Here is a 14,094-nt window from a genome sequence, read left to right as displayed (position 1 = left end):
GGGCGGAAATCGGCCACTTTCGGGCGTTGAACCGCCGCGCCATTTAGATCATTGTGCGCGGCAATATCAAACAAGGATCAGCTCCATGCCAAATGATGTCATCTCTGACGCAAATTCCGGGGACGACGTGCGCTACAAGCGCGTCATGTTGAAAATCTCAGGCGAGGCGCTGATGGGCGATCAGGGGTTCGGGTTGCACCCGCCCACGGTGGAGCGGATTGCCAAGGAAATCCAATCGGTTCATGAGCTTGGCGTGGAAATCTGCCTGGTGATCGGCGGCGGCAATATCTTCCGGGGCTTGCAAGGCAGCGCCCAGGGGATGGAGCGGACGACAGCCGACTACATGGGGATGTTGGCCACGGTAATGAACGCGCTGGCGATGCAGGGCGCGTTGGAAAGCCTGAACGTCTACACACGCGTCATTTCGGCCATTACGATGAACGAAGTGGCCGAGCCCTACATTCGCCGCCGCGCCATTCGTCACCTGGAGAAGAAGCGCGTGTGCATCTTTGCGGCGGGCACCGGGAACCCCTATTTCACCACCGACACGGCGGCGACGCTGCGGGCCTCGGAGATGGATTGCGAGGCGATCTTCAAGGGCACCAAGGTGGACGGCGTCTATGACAAAGACCCGGCCAAACACGCCGATGCCAAGCGCTACGAGAGCGTCACCTATGACGAGGTTCTGGCGCAGCATCTGGGCGTTATGGACGCCAGCGCCATCGCTTTGGCCCGCGAAAACGACCTGCCGATCATGGTTTTCTCCCTCGATGAGCCGGGCGGGTTCCGCACGATTTTGTCGGGGCAGGGGACGTTTACGCGCGTCCACGACTAGAAGAAGACGCCATGGCGGGTCTTTGGGCCTGCCATGCGCGCATGTTGGCAATATGGCGCTGAGCCAACCGCTTCTGGCGGTTGGGGGCGGGCACCGGACGGGCGGGAGCCTTGGTCAGTTGTGCAAGGTCGTCCAAACTGTCCACCGCAAAGATCGACAGGATTTCTGCCACCGCCGCCGCGCCGAGGGTCTTCACGGCCTCTGGCCCCAAGAATAGCGATTCTGCCCATATGCCGTTGGCGCAGACGACCTCATGCCTATCAAATAGCATGTGCCAATAGCGCGTTGGCGTATCGCCGGGGGCTTGGGCCACGCCGGGATGATCCAGCAGGCGCAGGGCAGGCACGAGAACCTCGGCGATGCCGAACATCCGCTGCACGATGGGCGACTGAACCAATATGCGATGTTGCGGGGAGACCGCTAGCGCATGGGTGGGCAGAGCGTTTCCCAAGGCGCCCGCGGCAATCTCGACCGGGGCGCGGGGACCGGGGCGGGCCAGGCGCTGCCCGCCGATCCAACGAAGCGTCTGCGGACCATTGTCGGCGGTGATGACCTGATCGCCGGGGCGCAAACGCTCGATCCGGGTAGGCCCTTGAGGTGTGTCGATCAGGGTGCCGGAGACGAAACACACCGTTGTGTTATTGACCGAGTAGGTCTTGTAGGCCCCCACGAAATTCGTGCTTGCCGGTGACGTCAATTCGATCTGCGTGATCTGCATGTTGTCGAGCGATGGCGCCCCTTCGCGATCCACGATGAATGAATCGCCATTGGGCATCTGTTTGACGACGACCTGCAACGTCGTCTGGGTGCCATCCGCTTCGGTGATGACCGCGTTATAGAGGACGGAGGCATCAATCGGGCCGGAGTAGCTGCCGGTGCTGGTGGTGTAGCTGATCGAATCTGCGGTGCCGCCTTCGTCATCGTAGAGGATGCCGTCGTCGCCGTCGTCAAATTGCGTCACCGTGACCATTTCCATGTCGCCAATGCCGTAGGTCCCTTTCACCGCATCGGGATTGTCGGTGTCCCAATCGGATTCATCATTGTCCATGATGGCAAAGTTGCCGATGAAGATATGATTTGCTGTCGAATAGGACATGGCGGACCTCTTGCTGTCAGAAGAGGCGAGGGTAGGGATAAAGAGTAAACAAGCGGTGCATGGGCCCGAAATCTCTGGCGCGAGATGGAGTGTTGTCGAACCTCCCCGTGGCGGGTTACAAGCGTCGACAGTAAAGAAACAAAAGCAGGCCAGGATAAAATGTCCGACGATTTTATGCTCGACACCGATGATCTGGAGCGACGGATGGAAGGGGCGATCGCGTCACTTCGCACCGAATTCGCTTCCTTGCGGACAGGACGGGCCAGCGCCTCAATGCTGGAGCCGGTGATGGTGGACGCCTATGGCAGCCCGACGCCGATCAACCAGGTGGGCACCGTCAACGTGCCAGAGCCACGTATGGTCACGGTAAACGTGTGGGACAAGGGCCTTGTCAACAAGGTCGAAAAGGCAATCCGCGAAAGCGGTCTTGGCATCAACCCGCAGCTCAATGGCACGATCATCATGCTGCCGATCCCCGAGTTGAACGAGGAACGGCGCCGGGATTTGACCAAGGTTGCCGGCACCTACGCCGAAAACGCGCGGGTCGCAGTGCGCAACGTGCGCCGCGATGGCATGGATCAGGTGAAGAAAGCCAAATCCGACGGTCTGGGCGAAGACGACCAGAAGTTCTGGGAAAGCGCGGTGCAAGAACTGACCGACACGTACATCAAGCGCGTCGACGATCAGTTGGAGATCAAGCAAGAAGAGATCATGCAAGTTTAAGGATTTTATGATCTGGATCGGGGAAAGGGGGCCTGCACGGCCTCGCCCCCCGCCCTGTTGGATGTGGAATATGTAGACCTGCACCCGTTTTCTGGTTGCTCGCCGAAAGGACGCCCCGCCATGCCAAGCCCGTCTGACAAGACCAAGGCCCCCAAGCACGTTGCGATCATCATGGATGGCAATGGGCGTTGGGCGCAGATGCGGCATCGGCCTCGGTTGGTGGGGCATCATGCGGGGGCCAAAAGGGTGCAGGAGATCGTGCGCGCCGCCCCTGATCTTGGGGTGAAATACCTGACGATCTTCGCGTTCTCGACCGAAAACTGGAAGCGCACCCAGACGGAAGTGGCGGGGCTGATGAAGCTGTTCAAACGCTACATCCGGCGCGAGGCGCAAAACCTGCTCGACGAGGGGGTGCGGGTGCGGTTCATCGGTGACCGGGTGAAGCTGGAGCCTGCCTTGGTGGACCTGATGGACGGGCTGGAGCTGTTGACCGCCGATAACGACCACGTCCACCTGACGATTGCCCTGAACTATGGGGGCCGCGATGAGGTGGCACGGGCCGCAAAGCGCATGGCCTACGACGTTTCCATGGGCAAACTGGATCCGCGCGATGTCTGTGATGAGACATTCCCCAGATACCTCGATACCCATGTTCTGCCGGACCCCGATCTGGTGATCCGCACATCGGGAGAGGCGCGGATTTCCAACTTCTTGCTGTGGCAGTCGGCCTATGCGGAATACGAGTTCATCGACACGTTGTGGCCGGATTTCACGGCGGACGTCTTTGCGACAGTTGTGGGGCGCTTTGGCGCCCGTGACCGCCGCTTTGGCGCAGTAGAGGCCTGAAGGCAGTCATGGCGGAGGCACCCAAATCGGCGTCGGGCCCCAAGTTCGCGGACCTCTTGCCCCGTATCGTCTCGGCGGTGGTCTTGTTGACGGTGGCGGGCCTTGGCCTGTGGCTTGGCGGCTTGGTCCTGGCCCTGTTGCTGTCGATTTTCGGGGCCGTGATGGTGTGGGAATACTTCCGCCTCATCATCCGCCTCACACGGCCCTTTGCGATGGTCTGCACGGTGCTCAGCTCGGCCCTGCTGGCGCTGTCGCTGGTTCTTGAACATGCGCTGGTGACCGAGTCCGACGACTTGCTGGCCGTGTCCCCCATGGCCACAACGGTCATGGCGATTGCGATGATCGTCACCGCGATCCCGGTGCGCAAATCACGGCTCGAGTCGCTGTTCGGGGCGATGATCCCCTTGGCGACGTTCCTGTTTTTCTACCTGCACCAGTCCATCCCCTACGCCATGTGGCTGGTGGTGGCCGTGGTCATCACCACCGATGTATCGGGCTATTTCTTTGGCAAGCTGATTGGCGGGCCGAAGTTCTGGCCCTCTCTCAGCCCCAATAAAACCTGGTCGGGCACGGTGTCTGGCTGGATCATGGCGGGGCTGATTGCGCTGGTGGTAAGCTGGCAGGGCGAGGAAAAGCTGTCCACGATCGCGATTGCGGTGGCTTTCGCCGTCGTCGTGGCCTTCGCCGCCCAGATGGCCGATATCGCGGAATCGGCCCTGAAGCGCCGGGCAGGGGTCAAGGACAGCTCTAACTTGCTGCCCGGCCATGGCGGCGCATTGGATCGCTTTGACGGCATGTTGGGGGCCTTCACCGTAGCCGGGCTGGTCTTTGTGCTACTTGGCTTTGCGATTGGGGCGCCCGTCGCTCCATGAAGCGGGTCAGCATTTTCGGGGCGACAGGCTCCATCGGCCAGAACACCCTTGATCTGATCGCCCGCGATCCGGGCGCCTATGATGTCGTGGCCCTGACCGGCGCGCGCAACATCGCGCAACTCGCCGCAGATGCGAGGAGGGTTTCGGCGAGCATCGCCGTAACAGCCGAGGAGGATCTGCTGCCCGATCTGCGCGCCGCGCTGGAGGGCTCGGGCATCGAGGCCGCCGCAGGCCCCAAAGCCCTGCTGGAGGCCGCCGACCGCCCCGCCGATTGGATCATGTCCGCCATCGTGGGCGCAGCCGGTCTTGCGCCGGGGTTCCGTGCCCTGCGCCATGGCACCACGCTTGCGCTGGCCAACAAGGAAAGCCTTGTCACCGCAGGGCCGCTTCTGCTGGCGGAAGCTGCCAAGCACGGGGCCACGATCCTGCCTGTCGATTCCGAGCATTCCGCCGTTTTCCAGGCGCTGGTGGGCGAGGACATGGCCGCGGTCGAGCGGATCATCATCACCGCCTCGGGCGGCGGTTTGCGCGATTGGCCCGAGGCCGCGCTGGCCAATGCCAGCCCCGCGGATGCGGGCGCCCATCCCAATTGGGACATGGGGCAGCGGATCACGATCGACAGCGCCTCTATGTTCAACAAGGCGATGGAGCTGATTGAAACGAAAGAGTTTTTCGGCGTCCGGCCTTCACAGATCGAGACCGTTGTTCACCCGCAATCGCTGATCCACGCCCTTGTAGGTTTCAACGACGGCGCGTTAATGGCGCACCTTGGCCCGCCCGACATGCGCCACGCCATTGGCTACGCGCTCAACTACCCCGATCGCGCCCATTTGCCCGTCGCCCGCCTCGACCTTGCCCAGATCGCGACGCTTGAATTCCACGCCCCGTCGCCCACCCGCTACCCCGCGCTGGCCATTGCCGCGCAGGTGATGGAGACCGGCGGCACCAGCGGGTGTATCTTCAACGCCGCCAAGGAAATCGCCCTGGATGGATTCCTTGCAGGCCAGATCGGTTTCATGGATATGGCAGGCATCGTGGCCGACACCCTTGACGCGATGTCGTCACAGGGCAGCCTTTCAATTGCCCCACAAAGCCTTGAGGACGTCCTCAAGACTGACCAAATAGCCAGAGACATGGCTAAACGCATAATCACGTCCCGGTTCGAGCAAAAAGAGAACGCTTAATGGAATTCCTCCCCGCTTTCGGCAACTTCGGTTTCACCCTTCTGGCCTTTGTTGCGGCCCTGTCGATCATCGTGGCGATCCACGAATATGGTCACTACATCGTGGGCCGCTGGTCGGGCATCCATGCCGAGGTGTTCTCGATCGGGTTCGGACCTGTGTTGTGGTCGGGCGTGGACCAGCACGGCACGCGCTGGCAGTTGGCGGCGCTGCCCTTTGGCGGTTACGTGAAATTTCTGGGCGATGCCAATGCGGCGTCAGCCGGGGCTGATGGTGAAGCATTGGGCGAGATGGACGCGGCGGAGCGTCGTCGCACCATGCCCGGCGCGCCCCTTTGGGCCCGGGCTGCCACCGTGGCGGCGGGGCCGATCTTCAACTTTATCCTGTCGATCCTGATCTTTGCTGGCGTGCTGTTGGTCAATGGCCGCGCCGCCGATGAGGCGATTGTCGGAGGCCTCATCCCCGTGCCCGAACAGATTTCGGTGCTGGAGCAGGGCGATCTGATTACCGCGATTGAAGGGGAGCCTGTTGGCTCTTTGACCGATGTCTACGAGCTGAGCCGCTCTCTCGATCCACAGCAGACGGTGACTTACGATATCGTGCGCGATGACGCCCCGATGCAGGTCGAAGCCGCGTTCCCGCTTCTGCCCATCGTCGGATCAGTGGCGCCGCAATCGGCGGCTATCGCGGCGGGCATTGCCGAGGGCGATGTGATCATGTCGGTGGACGGCGCGCCGATTTATGGTTTCTCTCAACTGCGCGACGCGGTGGATGCCTCGGAAGGGACGGAACTGGACCTGAGCGTTTGGCGCGACGGCGACATGCTGGAGCTGACCCTTGCGCCGCGCTCCACCGATCTGCCCACCGCAGAGGGCACGTTCGAGACCCGCTGGCTGATCGGCATTACCGGGGGCCTGATTTTTGAGCCTGAAACAGTGTCCGTCGGCCCCTGGGATGCACTTACATCGGGGGCGCGTCAGACGTGGTTCGTGGTTAATTCGTCTTTGTCGGGCCTCAAGCACATCATCACCGGCGCGATTTCGACCTGTAACCTGCAAGGCCCCCTGGGGATTGCGGAAACCTCCGGGGCGGCGGCGTCCCAAGGCTTGGACAACTTCATCTGGTTCATTGCCGTGCTGTCCACCGCCGTGGGCCTGCTTAACCTGTTCCCGATCCCGGTGCTGGATGGCGGCCACCTTGTTTTCCACGCCTATGAGGCGGTGGCGGGCAAGCCCCCTTCGGACAAGGTGCTGAAGGTGTTCATGATGGTGGGTCTTGTGCTGTTGCTGTCGCTGATGGCGTTTGCGCTGACCAACGACATCTTCTGCCCCTAAGGCGCTGATTGCCCAGTGTTTATTTCCTGCATCGCCACCGGCGGGGCAGGGAGGAGTGGGTAAAGGAACCTTTAAAACTCCCCGGGGGGAACAAGGTATGGCCACATTTGGACCGGATATTGACGGTAACGAAATCAGACGGAGCCGGTTATCATGCGTTACCTCACCAACAGCACCCGCGGAATGACTCAGCTTTTGTCGCTGAACACGGACCGTTTCCTTGCGCCGCTTCTGATCGTGGCCGCGCTGACCCTTGCAGGCTGGCTCCTGCGGATCTCTGGCCCGTTCTGAAGCGGTCAAGACCGAATAGTTAACGGCGTTAAGGCGGCGGCATATAATTGCCGACCGCCTTTTTTGTATGGTGTGGCCCGTGTCGAGAAGGCCACAGATTGTTACAAACCTTTGAAAAGGCACAACCCATGCCCCCACAGGGGTTTGACTACCTGACGGGCGCACGATACCCACGTCCTGTCTGCTATTTTGACCAAAGGGTGGGATACCATGGTCCTTCGTGCTTTTGCGCACTTCACGTCACACGTGGGGCGGCTGCTTGCCCCCGTATTCGTCGTGCTTTCGCTTGTCGCTGTCGCCGCTCCGGCTGACGCGCAATCGTTCCGATTCAACAGCTTCGACGTGCAGGGTAACATCCGCACCAACGACGCGTCCGTGCTTCAGGTTGCGGGCATCGCGCCCGGCTCGACCGTTTCCGCAGGGCAGGTGAACGACGCCTTGCAACGCTTGCAGAACTCGGGCCTGTTCGAAGAGGTCGAGGTTTCGCCCCGTGGCAACACGCTGGTGATCTCGGTCGTGGAATACCCGACGATCAACCGCATCGCGGTGGAAGGGAATCGCCGCCTGGATGATGATGAGCTTTTGGCCATCCTCGAATCCACCCCGCGCCGCGTGTTCTCTCCGATCACCGCCGAGCGTGACGCCGCCGCGATTGCCGAAGCCTACCGCGTGACCGGCCGCCTGACGGCCACCGCAACGCCGCAGATCATCCGCCGCGATGAGAACCGCGTTGATCTGGTGTTTGAAGTCTCCGAAGGGTCCGTTGTGGAAACGCAGCGCATCGCCTTTGTCGGCAACCGTGACTACTCGGACCGTCGCCTGCGCCAAATTCTGGAATCGACCCAAGCGGGCCTGTTCCACGCGTTGATCCGCTCGGACACGTTCATCCAAGATCGCATTGCCCTGGACCGTCAGCTGCTGACCGACTTCTATCAGGATCGCGGCTACATCGACTTTGCCATTCAATCGGTAACGCCAGAACTTAGCCGGGACCGGGGTGCGTATTTCGTGACCTTCAACATCCGCGAAGGCCAAAGCTATCGCATTGGCAACGTCTCGGTCGTGTCGCAGATGCCCGGTGCCGATGCTGCGGTTTTCCAGAACGTCATCAACGTGCGCCAAGGGGTGCGGTACAGCCCGCGCGTGATCGACAACGTGATTACACGGATGGAGAACCTTGCCTCGGATCAGGGCCTGCGGTTTGTCCGCGTAGAGCCGCGCCTTGTGCGCGACGATGCAAACCTGATCGTGAACGTGGAATTCGTGATTTCCCGCGGCGAGCGTGTGTTCGTGGAGCGCATCGACATTGAGGGCAACCAGACCACTCTGGACCGGGTGATCCGCCGTCAGTTCGACGTGGTGGAAGGCGACCCGATGGACGCCCGCCAAGTCCGCGCCGCGGCCGAGCGCATCCGCGCCACCGGCTTCTTCGCTGACGTGCAAGTGGCCGGTCGCCAAGGCACCTCGCCCGAGCAAGTGATCGTGGACGTGGACGTGGAAGAGCAGCCAACCGGCTCGCTCGGGTTCTCGGCCAGCTATTCGACAGATTCGGGCGCTGGCCTTGCGGTCAACTTCTCGGAAACGAACTTCCTTGGCCGGGGTCAAGCCGTCGCCTTGGGCTTCAACACCACCGACGGGTCGCAGTCGTTCAACTTCTCCTTCACGGAACCCGCGTTCATGCGCCGTGACCTCGCCCTTGGGTTCTCGGCCTATTACGGGATCACGGAAGACGACGATTCCAGCGCGGAATATACCCGCTACGGCGTCGGCACGAGCTTGGCCTTCCCATTGAGCGAAAACAGCCGTTTGGCCCTGTTCTACAACTACGACCACGATGAGACTTCGGGGTATGACCCTGCCGCTGACTCCGCCATTTTGGTTCGGGAGGCCGACGAAGCAGACACCTCTCGCGTAGGCTTCACCTATAGCTTCGACAACCGCGACACGGGCCTGAATCCCAACGCGGGCGTCTCCTTGGCCTTCACCGGCGAATACGCTGGCTTGGGCGGCGATACCGAGTTCCTGCGCACGCAAGTGCGCGCTCAGGCGGAAACGCGGGTCGCTCGGGAAGAAGTTACCCTGCGCGCCACGTTTGAAGGCGGCGCGATCAATGCCTTGGACGGCGGCACACGTCTGGCCAACCGGTTCAGCCTGAACTCCCGTCAAATTCGCGGCTTTGAAAGCGGCGGCATCGGGCCACGGGACATTAACGCGAACAACCAGAACGCCCTTGGCGGTAACTACTTCGCCGTGGCTCGGTTTGAGGCGGCGTTCCCCCTCGGTCTGCCAGAGGAATACGGGATATCCGGCGGCGCGTTCTTTGACGTCGGCTCCGTCTGGGGATTGGATGATACGGCGGGCACCGGCGGCACGGTAGACGACAGCTTCGCGCTGCGCTCGGTGGTTGGTGTGTCGGTCTTCTGGGACACGGCCCTTGGCCCGCTACGGTTCAACTTCTCGCACCCCTTGCAGTACGAGGATTACGATCGCACCCGGGCCTTTGACTTCACGGTCGAGGCGCGTTTCTAACCGCCATGCCTAGGTTATGCCCAATGCTTCGCGCCGCCGCCCTTGGGTTGGCGGCGCTTGCCGTCTCGGCCCCGGTGGGGTCGGCGCAGACCCTTGCGCCGCCGGCCGCGTCGATCCTTGTGCTCAATCAGGACCGGCTCCTGACCCAGACCGAATTTGGGCAGCGCATTCAGCAAGAACTGGATGCCGCGTCGCGGGCGCTGGCTGCCGAAAACCGGCAAATCGAAAGCCAGCTTACCGAGGAAGAACTGGACCTGACCGAGCGACGCCCCTTGATGTCGCCCGAAGATTTCCGCGTTCTGGCCGATGAATTCGATAGCCGCGTCGTGGCGATCCGGGCCGCGCAAGATGCTAAGAGCCGAGATATCCAGACCCAGTCCGAGGCCGCCCAACAGCGCTTCTTCGAGGAAACCTTCCCCGTGCTTCTGGAGATTGTTCAGGCCCGCGGGGCCGCGGTCTTGCTGGATAGTCGCACGGTTCTGCTCTCGGCGGGGTCGGTCGACGTCACCGACGCCGCCATCGTCGCCATTGATGAGGCCTTGGGGGATGGGGGGGAAGACCCGCTGATTTCCCTGCCCGGCGTTACCCCAGACGAGCAATAGCCGCTTCTTGCCGTAGCCGAGCGGAGTTGCTAGGCGTCATTCAACAAAACTTTCGGGAGACCCGCCATGACGGCCGACGTTCAAACCACCGCCGACATCGACCTGATCCAACGGATCTTGCCCCACCGCTATCCGTTTCTTCTGGTGGACCGGGTGCGGGATATCGTGCCGTTTCAATCCGCTGTGGGCCTCAAGAACGTCACGGTGAACGAGCCGCATTTCCAAGGCCACTTCCCCGGCGTGCCGATCATGCCCGGCGTCACCATCATCGAGGCGATGGCCCAAACCGCTGCCGTGATGGTGGGCGTGTCGGCCGATTTGGCGGACAAGAACTTCCTCGTCTACTTCATGGGCATCGACGCGTGCAAATTCCGCCGCAAGGTGGTGCCCGGCGACGTGCTGGAGCTGCACGTTGAAGCCACCCGGGGCAAAGCCGGCGCGAAGGTATGGAAATTCGCGGGCCGCGCCACGGTTGAGGGCGAACTGGCCTGCGAATGCGCCTTCACCGCGATGATGGATATCCCCTCGGAGGCGAGCTAAATGGCCATCGACGCCAGCGCCAACATCCACCCCAGCGCGGTGATCGAGGACGGCGCGACCATCGGGGCGGGCTGTCAGATCGGCCCGTTTTGCGTGGTCGGCCCCGAGGTGACCCTTGGGGCGGGTGTGGTGATGAAATCTCACGCGATCGTCACGGGCTGGACGGAAATCGGCGATGACTGCGAGATCTTTCCGTTCTGCAACATTGGCGAGATCCCCCAGGACAAGAAATTCGGCGGCGAACGCACGCGCCTGATCGTCGGCAAACGCAACCGCATCCGCGAAGGCGTGACGATGAACACCGGCACCGAAGGCGGCGGCGGCGTAACCCGTGTGGGCGACGACGGCCTGTTCCTCGCCAATGCCCATGTGGCCCATGATTGCATCGTGGGGGACCGGGTCATCATGGTGAACTCTGCCGCACTGGCGGGGCATTGTGTGGTCGGAAATGACGTGATTATCGGCGGATTGTCCGGTGTGCATCAGTTCGTGCGGATTGGCCACGGCGCGATCATTGGCGCGGTCACCATGGTCACCAATGATGTCATTCCCTACGGTCTTGTGCAGGGGCCGCGTGGAAAATTGGACGGTTTGAACCTTGTGGGGTTGAAGCGGTCGGGCGTCGCGAAGGCGGATATCACCGCCTTGCGGGCCGCGTTGCAGGCGTTGAAGCAGGGCGAGGGGACCAGTTTTCAGGAACGCGCCCGCCGCCTTGGCGAGAGCGAGGAAATCGACAGCACCTACGTCCGCGAGATCGTTGATTTTGTAATGGGCGACAGCGACCGCTCATTCCTGACGCCGGAATAAACTGATGCGTGCGATTTTAGCGGGAAAAGGGGCCTTGCCGAGGCTACTGCTCGAAGCGGGCTCAGCCGAGGTGGTGGGTTTCAAGGGGATGCCGGTCTCGGTCGTGCCCACTGTGGATGCGCGGTTCGAGCAGATGGGGCTTTTGTTCGATGAATTGCGAAAACGCGATGTCACGGAGGTCTGTCTTGCAGGCGCCATGTCGCGTCCGCCGCTGGACCCCGTCGCCTTTGACCCGCTGACCGCATCAAAGATGCCGCTGATCATGAAGGCCATGGGGCAGGGCGACGACGCCCTTCTGCGCGCCGTAATCGACGTGATCGAGGGCGCGGGTTTCAAGGTTGTCGGGGCAAAGGATATCCGGCCCGATCTGGTCGCCCCGGTGGGGCTTTTGGCAGGTGAAGAGATGTCTGACAGGGATGCCGCGCGGGGCCGTGCCGTGCTCGACGCGTTGGGGCCGCACGATGTGGGTCAGGGCGTTGTCGTGGCGCGGGGGCAGGTGATTGGGGTGGAAACCCTGCAAGGCACCGATGTGATGTTGGACTTCGTCGGCCGCACCATGCCGGGATCGCGCGGGGTGTTGGTAAAACGCCCCAAACTGGGCCAGGACTTGCGGGTCGATATGCCCGCCATTGGCTCCAACACGATCCACAACGCCGCCGCCGCGGGTCTTGCCGGGGTCGAGATTGCCGCCGAAAACGTGCTGCTTTTGGACCGTGACGCGATCCTCAAGGCCTGCGCCGAGACCGGTGTTAGCCTTCGGGCAGGCCCTTGAAACTGTTCCTTGTCGCCGGAGAGCCCTCGGGCGACCGCCTTGGCGGCGCAATGTTGCAGGGCTTCGCTGATATCGACGTGGCGGTGGCGGCTATGGGCGTCGGCGGCCCGATGATGGCAGCCCAAGGCATGGCGTCGCTGTTCCCCTATGAAGAACTCGCCGTGATGGGCATCGCCGAGATTTTGCCGAAGTACCGCCACCTCAAGCGCCGCATCGCCGAGACGGCCCGCGCGGTGGCCGCCTCTGAAGCGGAGGCATTGGTCACCATCGACAGCCCGGACTTCGGCCTGCGCGTGGCCAAACTGGCCCGTGCCGCCAATCCCTCGCTCAAGACGATCCACTACGTTGCCCCTTCGGTATGGGCGTGGCGTCCCAAGCGGGCGACCAAGATGGCCCGAGTGATCGACCATGTTCTGGCGCTATTGCCGTTCGAGCCACCTTATATGGAAGCGGCGGGCATGAGCTGCGATTTCGTCGGCCATCCGGTCGTTTCCGAGCCATTGGCGACAGCGGCGGAAGTGTCTGCGTTTCGCAGCGCCCATGGGCTTTCGGAGGGTCCTGTGGTGCTGGTCCTGCCCGGGTCTCGTGGGTCGGAAGTGTCGCGGCTGGTGCCGGTGTTCGGCCAAGCCCTTAACGGCGTTAACGCCTCGTTGGTATTGCCCACGTTGCCCCATACCCGCGCCACGGTCGAGCAGATGACAGGGGATTGGACACAGCCGCCGATCTTGGTGGATGCCTCGGACGCCGTGCAAAAACGCGCCGCCTTTGCCTGCGCCGATGGGGCGCTTGCGGCGTCCGGCACCGTGTCGTTGGAACTCGCCGCCAATGGCACGCCCATGGTGATCGCCTACGACATGAACTGGCTGACGCGCGCAATCATGAAGCGCGCGATCCAGATAGATACCGTAACCTTGGTTAATCTGGTGTCGGAAACCCGCGTCGTGCCTGAATTCCTCGCCGAGGACTGCAAACCCGACGCCATTCGCGCGGGGCTACAGGCGATCTTGCAAGGCGACAGCGGGCAAGAGGCCGCCATGGCGTTGACGATGGAACGGCTGGGGCGGGGACAGGAGGCGCCCGGTATCCGGGCCGCTCGGTCTATTCTGAAGGTGGTCTATCCTGAAGGCGGTCAAACCTGAGCGCCGTTAACCTTCCCTGACGGCGTTAACCCGTGAAATCCGCCGCCTCAGCGCCCGCCAGATCAACCAACGTCTGCGGCGCAATCGCGAAGATATGGCGCGGCGTGCCCGCGGCCGCATAGACCACGTTGAAGTCCTGTAGGCGCGGGTCGTACCACGCGCGGATCGGCGACAGATGCCCCACGGGCGATACGCCGCCAATGGCAAAACCGGTCTGTGTGCGGATCAACCCCGCGTCGGCCTTGCCCAAAGGCACGCCAGCCACTGCGCTGGCCTTAGCCGCGTCCACAAGGTTGCCCCCCGCGGTCACGAACAAGACAGCCTCGCCGTTGGTTTCATCGCGGAAAATGATCGACTTGGCGATCTGGTCCAATTCGCAGCCCGCCGCCTGTGCCGCGTCGGCGGCGGTGCGCGTGCCGTCCGACATCTCTAGCACTTCCACCGTGACGCCCGCTTCTTCCAACGCGCGGCGCACGCGCTTTAACGACTTTGACACTGTCCCAATCCCCTGCCATTCCATGCCTGAC

The 14,094-nt window shown here is 62.3% G+C and carries 15 protein-coding genes; 13 read left to right on the top strand and 2 right to left on the bottom strand.

From position 1 onward, the window contains the following. The first annotated feature begins 85 nt into the window (after positions 1-85). The gene (gene pyrH / locus AADW23_RS13985) at positions 86-835 is read left to right on the top strand and encodes a UMP kinase (RefSeq protein ID WP_341861558.1); all 750 of its coding nucleotides are present in this window, start codon (positions 86-88) and stop codon (positions 833-835) included. Here the strand turns inward: pyrH and AADW23_RS13980 are convergent. Further along, positions 816-1,931, bottom strand: coding sequence for a Hint domain-containing protein (locus tag AADW23_RS13980; protein WP_341861557.1), 1,116 nt, complete (start codon positions 1,929-1,931; stop codon positions 816-818). The genes pyrH and AADW23_RS13980 overlap by 20 nt on opposite strands. A 159-nt stretch (positions 1,932-2,090) precedes the next feature. Here AADW23_RS13980 and frr point away from each other — a divergent pair, with 159 nt between their 5' ends. The 12 genes from frr to lpxB all read left to right on the top strand — a co-directional run bounded on the left by frr (position 2,091) and on the right by lpxB (position 13,567). Further along, complete coding sequence (gene frr, locus AADW23_RS13975) at positions 2,091-2,654, top strand: ribosome recycling factor (RefSeq protein WP_341861556.1); 564 nt, start codon at positions 2,091-2,093, stop codon at positions 2,652-2,654. Positions 2,655-2,774: 120 nt separating this feature from the next. Then, entirely contained in the window at positions 2,775-3,500 is a 726-nt protein-coding gene (gene uppS, locus AADW23_RS13970) for a polyprenyl diphosphate synthase (RefSeq protein WP_341861555.1), read from the top strand. Positions 3,501-3,508: 8 nt separating this feature from the next. Next, on the top strand, positions 3,509-4,372 hold the full coding sequence (locus AADW23_RS13965; RefSeq protein WP_341861554.1) for a phosphatidate cytidylyltransferase: 864 nt from the start codon (positions 3,509-3,511) through the stop codon (positions 4,370-4,372). Further along, complete coding sequence (gene dxr / locus AADW23_RS13960) at positions 4,369-5,556, top strand: 1-deoxy-D-xylulose-5-phosphate reductoisomerase (protein WP_341861553.1); 1,188 nt, start codon at positions 4,369-4,371, stop codon at positions 5,554-5,556. The genes AADW23_RS13965 and dxr overlap by 4 nt, the downstream gene beginning before the upstream one ends. Next, on the top strand, positions 5,556-6,887 hold the full coding sequence (gene rseP, locus AADW23_RS13955) for an RIP metalloprotease RseP (RefSeq protein ID WP_341861552.1): 1,332 nt from the start codon (positions 5,556-5,558) through the stop codon (positions 6,885-6,887). Before dxr ends, rseP begins: the two co-directional genes overlap by 1 nt. Before the next feature lie 153 nt (positions 6,888-7,040). Continuing rightward, positions 7,041-7,178 carry a hypothetical protein gene (locus tag AADW23_RS13950; protein ID WP_341861551.1) on the top strand — a complete coding sequence of 46 codons (138 nt, stop codon included), beginning with the start codon at positions 7,041-7,043 and terminating at the stop codon, positions 7,176-7,178. 210 nt (positions 7,179-7,388) lie between these two features. Next, positions 7,389-9,707: an outer membrane protein assembly factor BamA gene (gene bamA, locus AADW23_RS13945; RefSeq protein ID WP_341861550.1), complete on the top strand. Its 2,319-nt coding sequence runs from the start codon at positions 7,389-7,391 to the stop codon at positions 9,705-9,707. Positions 9,708-9,730: 23 nt separating this feature from the next. Next, complete coding sequence (locus tag AADW23_RS13940) at positions 9,731-10,309, top strand: OmpH family outer membrane protein (protein ID WP_341861549.1); 579 nt, start codon at positions 9,731-9,733, stop codon at positions 10,307-10,309. Between the two features lie 66 nt (positions 10,310-10,375). Then, the gene (gene fabZ / locus AADW23_RS13935; protein WP_341861548.1) at positions 10,376-10,849 is read left to right on the top strand and encodes a 3-hydroxyacyl-ACP dehydratase FabZ; all 474 of its coding nucleotides are present in this window, start codon (positions 10,376-10,378) and stop codon (positions 10,847-10,849) included. Continuing rightward, complete coding sequence (gene lpxA / locus AADW23_RS13930; RefSeq protein WP_341861547.1) at positions 10,850-11,656, top strand: acyl-ACP--UDP-N-acetylglucosamine O-acyltransferase; 807 nt, start codon at positions 10,850-10,852, stop codon at positions 11,654-11,656. A gap of 4 nt (positions 11,657-11,660) precedes the next feature. Further along, positions 11,661-12,428, top strand: coding sequence for a UDP-2,3-diacylglucosamine diphosphatase LpxI (gene lpxI / locus AADW23_RS13925; RefSeq protein WP_341861546.1), 768 nt, complete (start codon positions 11,661-11,663; stop codon positions 12,426-12,428). After that, positions 12,425-13,567: a lipid-A-disaccharide synthase gene (gene lpxB, locus AADW23_RS13920; protein WP_341861545.1), complete on the top strand. Its 1,143-nt coding sequence runs from the start codon at positions 12,425-12,427 to the stop codon at positions 13,565-13,567. Before lpxI ends, lpxB begins: the two co-directional genes overlap by 4 nt. Positions 13,568-13,592: 25 nt before the next feature. Here lpxB and AADW23_RS13915 read toward each other — a convergent pair whose 3' ends face one another. Further along, entirely contained in the window at positions 13,593-14,063 is a 471-nt protein-coding gene (locus AADW23_RS13915; RefSeq protein ID WP_341861544.1) for a YbaK/EbsC family protein, read from the bottom strand. Positions 14,064-14,094: the final 31 nt, after the last annotated feature.

Source organism: Gymnodinialimonas sp. 57CJ19, assembly GCF_038396845.1.
Lineage (GTDB): Bacteria > Pseudomonadota > Alphaproteobacteria > Rhodobacterales > Rhodobacteraceae > Gymnodinialimonas.
This window is presented reverse-complemented; position numbering and strand designations above follow the sequence as displayed.